The 12,976-nt window shown below is 38.3% G+C and carries 14 protein-coding genes; all 14 read left to right on the top strand.

The window, feature by feature from the left end; genetic code table 11:
• The first annotated feature begins 35 nt into the window (after positions 1-35).
• The 14 genes from aceA to gatA all read left to right on the top strand — a co-directional run bounded on the left by aceA (position 36) and on the right by gatA (position 12,963).
• Positions 36-1,331, top strand: coding sequence for an isocitrate lyase (aceA, locus tag LG276_RS03280; RefSeq protein ID WP_289432800.1), 1,296 nt, complete (start codon positions 36-38; stop codon positions 1,329-1,331).
• A gap of 467 nt (positions 1,332-1,798) precedes the next feature.
• Positions 1,799-1,963: a hypothetical protein gene (locus tag LG276_RS03285; protein WP_251163287.1), complete on the top strand. Its 165-nt coding sequence runs from the start codon at positions 1,799-1,801 to the stop codon at positions 1,961-1,963.
• Between the two features lie 243 nt (positions 1,964-2,206).
• A complete protein-coding gene (locus LG276_RS03290; protein WP_404293438.1) occupies positions 2,207-2,344 on the top strand; it encodes a hypothetical protein in 138 nt (45 codons plus the stop codon).
• 292 nt (positions 2,345-2,636) lie between these two features.
• Positions 2,637-3,077, top strand: coding sequence for a YueI family protein (locus LG276_RS03295; protein ID WP_224939009.1), 441 nt, complete (start codon positions 2,637-2,639; stop codon positions 3,075-3,077).
• 67 nt (positions 3,078-3,144) lie between these two features.
• Positions 3,145-3,762: a helix-turn-helix domain-containing protein gene (locus LG276_RS03300; protein WP_224939008.1), complete on the top strand. Its 618-nt coding sequence runs from the start codon at positions 3,145-3,147 to the stop codon at positions 3,760-3,762.
• A 156-nt stretch (positions 3,763-3,918) separates the two neighbouring features.
• Positions 3,919-5,184 (top strand): hydroxymethylglutaryl-CoA reductase, degradative, encoded by a 1,266-nt coding sequence (locus tag LG276_RS03305; RefSeq protein WP_404293440.1) that lies wholly within the window; start codon positions 3,919-3,921, stop codon positions 5,182-5,184.
• A gap of 1 nt (position 5,185) precedes the next feature.
• Positions 5,186-5,650, top strand: coding sequence for a hypothetical protein (locus LG276_RS03310; protein ID WP_251163283.1), 465 nt, complete (start codon positions 5,186-5,188; stop codon positions 5,648-5,650).
• Positions 5,647-7,002, top strand: a complete 1,356-nt coding sequence (locus LG276_RS03315; protein WP_095370693.1) for a tripartite tricarboxylate transporter permease — start codon at positions 5,647-5,649, stop codon at positions 7,000-7,002. The genes LG276_RS03310 and LG276_RS03315 overlap by 4 nt, the downstream gene beginning before the upstream one ends.
• 506 nt (positions 7,003-7,508) lie before the next feature.
• Positions 7,509-8,033 (top strand): GNAT family N-acetyltransferase, encoded by a 525-nt coding sequence (locus tag LG276_RS03320; protein WP_404293443.1) that lies wholly within the window; start codon positions 7,509-7,511, stop codon positions 8,031-8,033.
• Entirely contained in the window at positions 8,026-8,595 is a 570-nt protein-coding gene (locus LG276_RS03325) for a hypothetical protein (protein ID WP_404293446.1), read from the top strand. The genes LG276_RS03320 and LG276_RS03325 overlap by 8 nt, the downstream gene beginning before the upstream one ends.
• Before the next feature lie 105 nt (positions 8,596-8,700).
• Positions 8,701-9,483 carry a hypothetical protein gene (locus LG276_RS03330; protein ID WP_404293448.1) on the top strand — a complete coding sequence of 261 codons (783 nt, stop codon included), beginning with the start codon at positions 8,701-8,703 and terminating at the stop codon, positions 9,481-9,483.
• On the top strand, positions 9,476-10,726 hold the full coding sequence (locus tag LG276_RS03335; protein WP_289432808.1) for a glycosyltransferase: 1,251 nt from the start codon (positions 9,476-9,478) through the stop codon (positions 10,724-10,726). Before LG276_RS03330 ends, LG276_RS03335 begins: the two co-directional genes overlap by 8 nt.
• A gap of 472 nt (positions 10,727-11,198) precedes the next feature.
• Positions 11,199-11,489 carry an Asp-tRNA(Asn)/Glu-tRNA(Gln) amidotransferase subunit GatC gene (gene gatC / locus LG276_RS03340; protein WP_191816513.1) on the top strand — a complete coding sequence of 97 codons (291 nt, stop codon included), beginning with the start codon at positions 11,199-11,201 and terminating at the stop codon, positions 11,487-11,489.
• 16 nt (positions 11,490-11,505) lie between these two features.
• Positions 11,506-12,963, top strand: coding sequence for an Asp-tRNA(Asn)/Glu-tRNA(Gln) amidotransferase subunit GatA (gene gatA, locus LG276_RS03345; RefSeq protein ID WP_251163279.1), 1,458 nt, complete (start codon positions 11,506-11,508; stop codon positions 12,961-12,963).
• The last annotated feature ends 13 nt before the right edge of the window (positions 12,964-12,976 follow it).

A 12,976-nucleotide genomic window follows, 5' to 3' on the forward strand; every position in this document is an offset into this window, starting at 1 on the left:
TTTTTTATTCAAATGATTAAAGGAGGATTTAACAGATGGCGAATGAAAGAGTTAAACAATTACAAGAGGCTTGGGCAAATGATTCACGTTGGATGGGGATTGAAAGACCTTATACTGCAGAAGAGGTTATTAAACTAAGAGGATCAATTGATATCGAATATACGCTTGCTCGTAGAGGGGCTGAGAAGTTATGGAAGCTCGTTAATGAGGAAGATTTCATAAATGCATTAGGTGCATTAACAGGCAATCAAGCGGTACAACAAGTAAAAGCGGGGTTAAAAGCGATATATTTAAGCGGGTGGCAAGTTGCTGCTGATGCGAATCTTTCTGGACAAATGTACCCGGACCAAAGTTTATATCCAGCGAATAGTGTACCAAATGTAGTGAAACGTATTAATCAAGCGCTACAAAGAGCGGATCAAATTCACCATATGGAACAAGATGAATCAATTGATTGGTTTGCACCAATTGTAGCAGATGCAGAGGCTGGTTTTGGTGGACAGCTAAATGTGTATGAACTCATGAAAGGCATGATTGAGTCAGGTGCAGCTGGGGTCCATTTTGAAGATCAATTATCTTCGGAGAAAAAATGTGGACACCTTGGTGGGAAAGTATTACTTCCTACACAAACGGCAGTGAAAAACTTAATATCTGCTAGATTAGCAGCAGACGTGATGGGTGTACCCACACTAGTCATTGCAAGAACCGATGCGAATGCCGCTGATTTAATTACTAGTGATGTTGATCCATATGATGCTGCTTTTATTACTGGTGATAGAACACCGGAAGGGTTTTACCGGACCAAAGCAGGTTTAGATCAAGCGATTGCAAGAGGACTTGCTTATGCACCATATGCTGATCTTATCTGGTGCGAAACATCAGAGCCAAGCTTAGAAGAAGCAAAGGCATTTGCAGATGCTATTCACGAGAAGTTCCCTGGCAAACTACTAGCGTATAACTGCTCACCTTCATTTAACTGGAAGAAGAAATTGGATGAAGAAACGATTGCTAAATTCCAAGTTGAGTTAGGAAAAATGGGTTACAAATTCCAATTCGTGACATTAGCTGGTTTCCACTCATTAAATCACAGCATGTTTGAACTTGCTCTAGGTTATAAGGATCGTGGAATGGCAGCTTACTCTGAACTTCAACAACGTGAATTTACTAGTGAAGCAGATGGTTACACGGCAACAAGACATCAACGTGAAGTAGGAACAGGTTATTTCGACCAAGTTTCCATGACTATTACTGGTGGTACATCATCCACAACCGCACTAAAAGGCTCAACCGAAGAAGAACAGTTTACGAAGGATGAAGAAGTTCAAGTGTAATTTTTTGTATTGCCCTAATAATAACTCCAATTTTTTTGCCTCCCTACTTTAGATGGGGAGGCCTTTTTTTTGTAAAAGCGAAGGTGGCCACAAAAGTAATCTAATGCAGTTAGGGCGGAAAGAAATAGGGATTAGTAAGTCACTCAGAAGGAAAAGTGGAAATGAGTGCATAGCAAAGAGGATTAGCGAGTCACTCAAAAGAAAAGGTGGATATGAGTGCGTAGAAAAGGAGACTAGCGAGTCACTCCAAAGGAAAAGTAGAAATGAGTGAGTAGCAAAGGGGATTAGCGAGTCACTCAAAAGGAAAAGTAAATATGTGTGCGTATCAAAAGTGATTAGCAAGTCACTCAAAAGGAAAGGTGGATATGAGTGAGTAGCAAAGGAGACTAGCGAGTCACTCCAAAGGAAAAGTAGAAATGAGTGAGTAGCAAAGGGGATTAGCGAGTCACTCAGAAGGAAAAGTAGATATGAGTGCGTATCAAAAGGGGTTAGCAAGTCACTCAGAAAGAAAACGGAAGCTGAGCGCGTATCAAAAGTGGTTAGCGAGTCACTCAGAAAGAAAACGGAAGCTGAGCGCGTATCAAAAGTGGTTAGCGAGTCACTCAGAAAGAAAATGGAAGCTGAGCGCGTAGCAAAGGTGATTAGCGAGTCACTCAGAAGGAAAACAGAAGCTGAGTGAGTAGCAAAGGGGATTAGCGAGTCACTCAGAAGGAAAAGTAGAAATGAGTGAGTAGCAAAGGGGATTAGCAAGTCACTCAGAAGAAAAAGTGGATATGAGTGCGTATCAAAAGGGGTTAGCAAGTCACTCAGAAAGAAAACGGAAGCTGAGTGCCTAGCAAAAGTGATTAGCAAGTCACTCAGAAGGAAAAGTAAATATGAGTGCGTATCAAAGGGGATTAGCAAGTCACTCAGAAGAAAAACCGGAGCCGAGTGCGTATCAAAGAGGATTAGCAAGTCACTCAGAAGAAAAACCGGAGCTGAGTGCGTATCAAAAGAAATTAGCAAGTCACTAAAAACAAAAACCAAAACTGAGTGCACAATGAAATCCAATTAAGCATATGTTCTATGATGTTTTTGTCCAGTCTAGAATAATCGATAATGTACATTTGTGTTCCTCTCATGATTGTACTACGATTCCAAGTCCTCCAAAGAAAAGTGAATAAATACCAGGTCCACTAATCACCTTTTGCCCAAATTTTCATACGCTTAAGTGAAAGAGTTGAGTTCAAGTCAATGGGCAAGTATACTAAAACGAACATATCCATTAATGAAACGTTTGATTGATGAGGTGGAGGTAATAACGGTATGGCTGAGAAGGTTGATGATTATATTACACAAGGAATTTATGGAAAAAAAGAAACGAAGCCAGATGAACGTAGAAAATTTCTGGGCACGCTGAGAGAAAGAACCGTTATCGCTTTGACACAGGCGCAAGTAAGGAAACCAGGTATCATGAAAGAAGTAAAAGAAGCGATGACGAAAAATAAACAAGCACGCGTATATTTAAATGGTCATATTGCTTATCGTGACATATCGAAATATGCCAAACTAGCGTCTGAACAGCATATGTCATTTACCATTGTCACGAACAAGGACTACAACTCGGACCTTGGTCTTGTCCTCGCATATGATTATGCCATTGATCATGATGACATTTATGTGCAAGAACAAAGTAAGGTTTACAAAGAAGCGAATCAAACTGAGGCTGGATTTAAACAATGGATGAAGAAAATATTTAGAAAATAAAGGGAGAAAGGTCGTGGGATAACGGCCTTTTTCTAATTCAACTTAGTTGAAAAGAGTGAAACTTTATTTGAAACCATACAAACCTCATTATATAATTTTATTAAAAGATATGAGGGAGAGGTTTCTAATCGAGTTAAGGCAAATAGGTAAGAGAGTTAAGCAAGCTAGATTAAACAAGCAAATGACACAACAAGATTTAGCAGAAAAATGTGGGCTAACGAAAAGTCTCATTTCTAAAATAGAGAATGGTCAAACAGCATCTGCTGTGGCAACTTTGTTAAAAATATCTAATCAACTAGATATTCCCTTATCTTGGGTGCTTGAAGAAAATGAAAGTAAAAATTTAGTGCTTTCTCCGAGTCAAAGCCGCACGACAAAGGTTGGCAATAAGGAAATGGGCTATCTATATGAAACATTAGCTAATCGATCTCCGTTCAGTAAGATTGATCCAGTTGTTGTGACGGTTTTGGAGGACTCAGCTAAAGAAGGTCCATACACACATTTAGAAGACGAATTTATATACATATTAAAAGGTTCAATTTATCTCTCTTATGATGGAGAAAAATACTTATTACATGAAGGTGATAGTGCGTATTTTGCTGGTACCATTCCACATGTGTTTTTACCAGTAGAAAAAATGGAAGCAAAAGTATTAACCATTTTTATACAAGCAGATGAAAGATAATAGTAGGGTTTTGGATGATCTTCTCAAGAGATTCCAAAACCCTTTATAATTTTCAGATTTTTTATTTACTTTTACCTAAAGGGGGTGTAATATTTTATTTAATATCATTCAACTAAGTTGAATGATATTAAATAAAAGTACTAAGGAGTGAATGGAATGAATAGTCGTCTATCTGGTTTTCATCGATTTTCGGTTGAAGAGAGACTTCAAATAATATCAGAAGCGTGTCATTTGACAGAGGAAGATAAGGAAATACTTATTGGCAAACAACCCCTTTCTATTAGTACGGCAGATGCCATGATTGAAAATGTGTTAGGTTCAATTTCAATTCCTGTAGGGGTAGCAACAAATTTTAAAATTAATGGTAAGGACACTTTTATACCGATGGCAACTGAAGAGCCTTCCGTAGTCGCTGCCGCAAGTAATGCAGCGAAGGCATCGTATGATAAAGGTGGTTTTTTTGCGTCATTAAGTGGATCGGTAATGATTGGACAGATACAAGTAATAGGTGTTGAAGATCCGTATGCTGGAAGATTAAGGGTGTATGATAAGAAATCAGAAATTTTGAAAATATGCAACGAAAAGGATCCAACTCTAGTAGCTATTGGTGGAGGGGCAATAGATATAGAGGTAAAGATTATCCAAACGGTGAATGAGGTTTTACTTGTGGTTCATTTATTAGTAGATACAAAGGATGCAATGGGGGCGAATGCTGTCAATACAATGGCGGAATCAATTGCACCATTGATAGAGAATATTACTTCAGGAAAAGCGCTTCTTAGAATTATTTCTAACTTGGCTGACAGACGATTAGCTAGAGCTCATGCGGTATTTTCAAAGGATCAACTTGGTGGAGAAGAAGTTGTACGAAAGATTGTAAACGCTTACGAATTTGCAGATGCTGACCCTTATCGAGCGGCTACACATAATAAAGGGATTATGAATGGTATATCTGCCGTTGTACTCGCGACTGGGAATGATACAAGGGCAGTTGAGGCGGGCGCCCATGCTTTCGCTACAGTAACTGGGCAATATCGTTCCCTTACGAAATGGGAAGAAAATCGAGCAGGTGACTTAGTTGGATCTATTGAACTTCCGATGCCTGTTGGTATTATTGGTGGCGCTACGAAGACTCATCCGGTTGCCAAAGTAAATTTAAAAATATTAGGTATTCAATCAGCAGAAGAGTTAGCTTGTTGTATTGCATCCGTTGGTTTAGCGCAAAATCTAGCTGCGATGAGAGCTTTAGCAACTGATGGTATCCAAAAAGGACATATGGCCCTTCATGCAAAAAACTTAGCTGTTATGGCTGGTGCAACAGGGGATGAGATTGGACGAGTCGTTGCTGAAGCAGTAAAGGAAAAAGATGTAAGGTTTGATCGAATCTTACAATTAACAAAAGAGATACAAGGGAGGATTTAAAATGGCTCCTAATTTACATGTAGATAAGGAGAAGCAAAGCGTAGAACTAGATAAAATAAATGAAACACCTAAATATCTTGAAATATTAGGTGATACAGTTTTACCTCGTAATATTATTCTAGCAATTATTATAAGTATCATTCTTAGTTTAAGTGGCTACCTTTTAGGGGAAAGATTATTTCCTCTGTTTGCCAGCGAAAAGATGGTATCGTCGTATTCTTTATTGCTTGGCATTGGTGGTAGTGTATTATCACTTGCTTTATGTGCCTTTATATTTAAACCTAGTAGAGTGCTGACAGAAGAAGAAACTTCTCTTGAAAGTATGGAAGAGATTTTTAAAGATATGCAGTTAGATCCAAAGGAAGAATATTTATTAATTGAAGAAGATCCTGTTACGAAAAAAGAAATGGAAGCACTTGGCGTTCTCGATAAGTTTAGGACAATTGGGGAGGACGATAAGAAATGAGTATCCTCCTCATATCCATATGCTTAGCTCTAATTGGTGCTATTCTATTTTCTTTAATTGGGTTAATCTCTGGAACAGATGAAACGGCTATAATGGTGCCATTTACCTTATTAGTTATCTTGTTAGGAGCTCCTCCGGCAGCTGTGTTTGCCTTTTTTATGGCAGCTGTACTTGCCAAACACTTAACTCATGCCGTTCCTACAGCGTTAATGGGTATTCCGGGAGATACAACTGCTGTTCCATTAATTGATCATGCCTCTGCTTTAAGAAGGCTAGGGATGCCTCATATTGCATTAAGGAAAATGGTATCGGGTGGTGTGATTGGTGCTTTTATCGCCTTACCGACAGCTGTCTTATTAGGACAATTCCTTGGACAATTTGCGGACTTTTTTAAATCAGCTTCAGGATTGATTTTTACGTTAGCGGCCATTTTAATCGCTTTTTTCTCTAAAGGGAAATGGGTAAGTGTTTTAATGATTATCCCTTTAGCCTTTTTTATTAAAAGTTTAGATGTATTAAGTTTTAGCATATTAGATAAGCATTTAACCATTAGTTTCTTTTTAGGAATTGCGATCGGTCCAATGTTTACTGATATTTTGTTTGCACTGTCAGGAAATGCACGACAGACCATTCAAAGAGATCGTCCTAAAGAGTATCATTTGGCACCAGATAATAAATCATGGGCCGGATTTTTTCCTAATCCATTTAAAATACTGACAAAAAGGCAAACGATGCAAACGACTGGTACAAGCTTTATTTCTTCTTTGACATTTGTATTTAGCCCTGTAGGGATGACTTCCTTAATGGGGGAAATTGTGGGTTCTAGATCGAAAGGGATTTATAAAAAATCAACGTCCAGTTTAACAACAATGAATGGAGTCACAGAGTCAACCTATATTGCCGAAGCAATCATTCCTTTAATAGCATTTGGTATTCCGTTGAGTCCTGTTGCATTAGGACCAGCATCACCGTTATTTAATGCACCACCAGTGTTTACAAGTGATCCGGTTAATAATCTCCATAATTACCTAGACCCTTTAGATTTTCTTTTATATGGAGCAATTGGTCTTATCATTGCTACTCTAATTGCTTACCCGTTTTCAATGAATTACGCGAGAAAGGCAACCGTTTTGGTTATGCGCTTTATTAGTCAAGAGGCAATCGTTGCTATGTTTATTGGTTTAGCCTGTTTACTGGCTTTTCACGAAGCAGGATTAGTCGGTATCGTACTCACCTTTACAATGGCGGCAATTGGGGGACTTTTGAATAAAATCCTAGGAATTGGTTCAGGCGTTCAGTTTATGGTGTTTTATGCATCAGCCTGGTTAATTAGTGTTTTATTTGGTTTTTAAGAAAGGATTTTTTATAAAAATGAAGAAATGGATAGAAAGTCGGGGGAGGGGACCGTATGCATACGGTCTCTTTTTAATGGTGATAAGAAGAATAAACATCATAGGACAAACGAAAGTTACTGTCTCCGTAAGCAAAAAGGGAGGAGCCAGATTGCGGGTATGGATGGGGGGCGAGTGACATTTCTCATTTTGCGATTGGGGATGCTGTCAATTAGACTAAAACGAGTAAATGCCTGCCGATTATATAAAGATAGGGAGATCCTTTTTAAGCGAATGAGGATGAAATTCATTCGTTTTTAATCTAAACAGAAGGCGTTAAATATTTTTAAATTTGATGAGAAAACTTTACACTTATTTGTACATGAAGATAGTACTGAATTGTTAGAAGTTTATGTTGTGTGCAAGAACAATAATTACATAACCGAGTTGAATCGGAGCCAATGATTCAGAGGAAGCGTTACAACTTTGGTATAGGTTTGCAAAAGTGGTAGAAAGGAAGAAAATGAATGGAAACGAGAATTTTTCATATTCGCAAAGCGACAGTGATGGATGCGGAAGGATTAACTCAGTTAAGGTTGATTGTGGACGGGGAGACGGATTACTTTGACCGGGAGCGTGGAGAAGATTTTTTAAGTACGGCAGATTTTGAAAAGATGATACGGTCTGAGTCAGTTGAAAAGAATAGTATATTTTTAGTAGCAGAAGTAAAAGGTCACCTTGTGGGTTTCCTAAGAGCTAAAGGTGGCCAATTAAAGAGGACTTCACATCGATTGGAGTTTGGTGTTGCTGTGAAAAAACAATATTGGGGACAATCTATAGGAAAAAGTCTTATTCAAGAAATGTTGCAATGGGCAGATCAAAAAGGGATTAGAAAAGTAACGCTGCAAGTATTAGAAACAAATCGAAAGGCGATTGCACTGTATGAACGACTTGGCTTTATCGTAGAAGGAGAATTAAAGGATGATAAAAAAATAGGCGATATCTATTATTCTACGATCTTAATGGGGCGGAGGAATGAGAGTAATGGATAAAAGGACGTTACTTACGGAAAATTTATTAAAAAAGGTTATTCAAGGAAAGCGAGTGGGTGATTTCTACCCTTTTATACAAGGTGATGATGCCCAGATGGAACACTACATCTCCCATTTGGTAGGGGAGATAGGTGGATTAAAAGGGTTGTTGTATGAAGCGGATTTTGACCATTATGGCAGTGGATTTGCCTCTTATGTTAGTGTGTTTCTCTGGCAAAAGGAAGAGGAAGAAGTATTAGCAAATGGTGAAGTATCTATGAAGGGTTTATGGTTATATATTTCAAGGCTAGCGCCCGTAGTTATTATGGGTAAAGGTGAAATGACGAGACATGGTAGTAGCGGAAGTAGTGACTTTTTAGCAAGTCATACTGTGTGTGAATGGCCATCTGAGACATGGAGTAAACAAATTTGGGCAATAAAAAAAATCGTAGAAGCATATCATTATGTTATTTTGACAAAAGCAGATGTAGATCAGTATTTAGATTTTCAGATAGACATCCCAACAATACTCAGTGAACCGCCATACAAAGTCTTTGACGCGCATTTTTATTGGGAAGATTGATTAACTGTTGTGAAATGAAAGTTTACCAAAGATTATGCAATGAAAATCGTAAGACAATCGAGTATGATGAGAGAAGTTTGAGTTTGGTCACACGGAGGCTATGGGATGATTATTCGAAAAGCTAACTTCTCTTTATTATTGTTTCTCTTTATGGTAGGAAATTTCTTATTATTTGCGATTGCCATTCACTCCTCATCTCTTGGGGTCTTTTTTTTCCATTGGGCAGTTCTACTAGCTAGTGTTATGGTCATTCTTTTCCTTTCCCCAAAATGGTCTTATATAGTTATAAGTGCACTCACTGTGTTATATGGTTTTCTATTATGTTATTTCAGTTATTTACAAACGGTTTTTAATCAGGTGCAATTGATTTCTTTATTTATATCTTATGTATTATCTGTTGTGCCTCTCCTTTTTATCAGGCATAGCTTTTTAAGTATGGACATCCGCATGAAAGAATTATTAGCGGAAACGGTTGCTTTAAGAAAATATATGGACTCAGACGGACTAATGCTTACAAAACAGGAGTTTTATGAACGTAGCAAAATAACATTGCGGGGAATGAATAGAAGGAATGAAACAGGTTTCCTATTAAAGGTATCTGGTTTAAATAGTGGAGTGACTCAAAAGGCTTGGCAAGGCTTAATACAAAATGTAATAGAAGAAACTATGCGGAGTGATTTCGATTTCTTTATGAGTGAAGGTGCGTCTTTCATTATTTTCTTGCAAAATACGAATGAAGAAGGCGTCATTAAATTTCAAAACCGACTGGTAAGTAATTTACGTCAGCAAATGAACATGATTCAGCCACCTATCGAATTTCGCGATTATGCTATAGTCGATTTTGACGAGGTCTATCAGATGTTGCTGGAGGAGAAGTTGAATGTTTAAGGTCGTGTTACTCTTGATTATGGCTTTCTTTTGGTTTTTGCTTATTTATTATACGATTTTATTAGTCTCTGGTGTTTTGCATTATAAAAGGGAAAGAGAAAGAAAGCGTAGACCTCTTTTGAAATATCCTTCTGTTGCTATTTTAATCCCTGCGCATAATGAAGGGTTAATTCTTGAGGATACGCTGAATGCTATGATGAAATTAAGGTATCCTGGTCACCTTGATGTATTCTTATTAGACGACCAGTCGATAGACCAAACAGCGGCAATGGCTAGAAGTTTTGCAGAAAACTTTTCGCGTATTCACTATATTAAGGTCCCGCCTGGCGAGCCTAAGGGAAAGTCGAGAGTGCTTAATTATGGATTGAGTATTAGCCAATCTGATTATTTTCTTGTGTACGATGCGGATAATCAGCCAGATTCGGATGCTGTGACAAAGCTAGTAGAAATAGCAGAACAAACAGAGAATGCAGCCGGAGCTGTCGGAGTTGTTCGTACCCTTAATCAAAATAAAAATTGGCTCACGCGGATGATCTCAATAGAGTTTCAAGTATTTCAATTGACAATGCAAAGCGGTAGGTGGAAATTGTTTAACCTTGGCTCTTTACCGGGAACTAATATGCTTTTAAGACGTTCTGTCATTGATGAGCTAGAGGGGTATGACCCGTATGCACTTGCAGAAGATGCGGAGTTGACGATACGAATTACCCAGAAGGGATATGTATTACCGATTGTTCCATATGCACAAACGTGGGAACAGGAACCAGAGAATCTTCAAACCTTTTTAAAACAAAGAACAAGGTGGCTCATTGGTAATCTTTATTTACTAGAGAAGAGCTTCAAGGATATTCATTTTTGGAAAGGTAAAACTTTCTTTCATAGTATGCAACATCTTTTAACCTATTTTGTATTTATATTTTTCTTAATTACTTCAAATGTTATTTTTGTCGGTAGCTTATTCGGTATTAATTTTCCCGAAATGGCCGCTCCTTTATTGATGATTTGGTTAATGAGCTATGTTGTATATTCCATCCAAATTATAAGCAGTTTAGCAGTAAATCAACAGCTCTCGCTAACAAGCCTTTTTGTTGGGGCAATTATGTATTTTACGTATGCCCAACTATTCGTCATCTTACTGATTCGCGCGTTTGCGATTTATCTTTATCATCGTGTGAGAGGCTTAACGATTGGATGGGATAAAACAACACGCTTTAAAGCAGGCGAGAAAGATGAAGCAGCATAAATGGCTTCATCTTTTTTATATGGATGTGGTTCTCTTTTATTGTCGAGTTGTGGTAGAAAATGCTTTGGGGCTGATAAGAATTACCGGTTGCAAATGAAGCCGCAGAGGTGAGGGCGTCCAAGGGGGGAATCGTTGGTTTCATGTAAAGAATCAGAACGAGGGCCACGATATAGAATTCTAGGTTCTCTTGTGGCTCTTCAACCCTCTGAACCACCCATCCCTACTTTGTCATTGACGTCTTACTCTATAGCTAACGAATTTACAAACTACGTAATCCTTCTCCTCTATCTGGAAGTTTTTTGACCCCTGTATCAAAAGTGAATTTCTATTATTTGTCCATTAGGCGATCTATTGAACTCGTGGTAAAATAAAGGGTGGTGAAAACGATCAGATCTTCATGTTGCTTTAACGCGTGAAAGTTTGATATGATCAATATAATTGTGTATTTTTATTTGAATTTGGAGGTGTCTATATGTCTAGAATTACAATTGATGAGGTTAAGCATGTGGCGAACCTAGCGAGATTAGCGATTACGGAAGAAGAAGCAGAGCAATTCCAACATCAGCTAGATGCAATTATCTCGTTTGCCGAAGAGTTAAACGAGTTAGATACCGATCATGTGGAACCGACTTCCCATGTGTTGGATATGAACAATGTATTACGTGAAGATGAGGCAACAAAAGGACTGCCGCAAGAGGAAGTTCTGAAGAATGCACCTGATTCACAAGACGGCTATATTAAAGTGCCGTCAATCATGGATTAGTTGGAGGGGAAACATTTTGAGTTTATTTGATCATAAAGTGTCTGAGCTTCATGAGCTTTTACATAAAAAAGAGATTTCAGCGACTGATTTAGTCGACGCATCTTATAAAAGAATTGCTGAAGTAGATGACAAAGTAAAAGCCTTCTTAACATTAGATGAAGAGCATGCACGTCAAGTAGCAAAAGAAATCGATGGTAAATTGGGAACGGACGAACAAAAAGGTCAGTTATTCGGGATGCCAATCGGTGTCAAAGATAACTTAGTCACAAAAGGTTTAAGAACAACTTGTGCAAGTCAAATATTAGATAATTTTGATCCAATCTATGATGCAACGGTTGTTTCGAAATTAAAAGAAGCAGAAACCATTACGATCGGTAAATTAAACATGGATGAGTTTGCTATGGGATCTTCAAATGAAAACTCAAGTTACAGAGCGACACGCAATCCATGGAATATCGAAACGGTTCCTGGTGGTTCGTCTGGTGGATCAGCTGCAGCAGTTGCGGCAGGAGAAGTATTATTTTCACTAGGATCAGATACGGGTGGTTCGATTCGTCAGCCAGCATCTTTCTGTGGTGTTGTTGGGCTTAAGCCTACATATGGTCGTGTATCTCGCTTTGGTTTAGTGGCGTTTGCGTCATCTCTTGACCAAGTGGGACCAATTACACGTACTGTTGAAGATAATGCGTATCTTTTACAGACGATATCTGGTGTAGATCCAATGGATTCTACTTCAGCTAATGTGAGTGTACCGAATTTTGCTGAAGGCTTAACCGGTGATGTGAAAGGATTGAAAATCGCTGTTCCGAAAGAATATTTAGGCGAAGGTGTGCAAGAAGATGTCAAACAATCGGTGCTTGCTTCCCTTAAAGTATTAGAAAAATTAGGAGCAACATGGGAAGAGGTTTCCCTTCCGCATTCTAAATATGCACTTGCAGCCTATTATTTACTTTCTTCTTCTGAAGCTTCGGCTAACTTAGCACGATTTGACGGTGTACGTTACGGTTACCGCACTGAAAATCCAGAGAACTTAATTGACCTTTATAAAAAGTCTCGTTCTGAAGGATTTGGTGATGAGGTAAAACGCCGTATTATGCTTGGTACATTTGCTCTTAGCTCAGGTTATTATGATGCGTATTATAAAAAGGCGCAAAAGGTTCGTACACTAATTAAACAAGATTTTGAAAACGTCTTTGAAAAGTATGATGTAATTATCGGACCAACAACGCCAACACCGGCATTTAAAATCGGTGAGAAAACGAAAGACCCATTAACAATGTATGCGAACGATATTTTGACCATTCCTGTGAACCTTGCTGGTGTACCAGGTATCTCTGTACCTTGTGGATTCTCAGAAGGGTTACCATTAGGGTTGCAAATTATCGGTAAGCACTTTGATGAAAGCACGGTTTATCGTGTTGCTCATGCATTTGAGCAAGCAACTGATTTCCATAAACAAAAACCGGAGCTGTAAGGGGGGACAAGGA

The sequence above is a fragment of the Cytobacillus kochii genome (genome assembly GCF_044790165.1).
Classification (GTDB): Bacteria; Bacillota; Bacilli; order Bacillales; family Cytobacillaceae; genus Cytobacillus; species Cytobacillus kochii.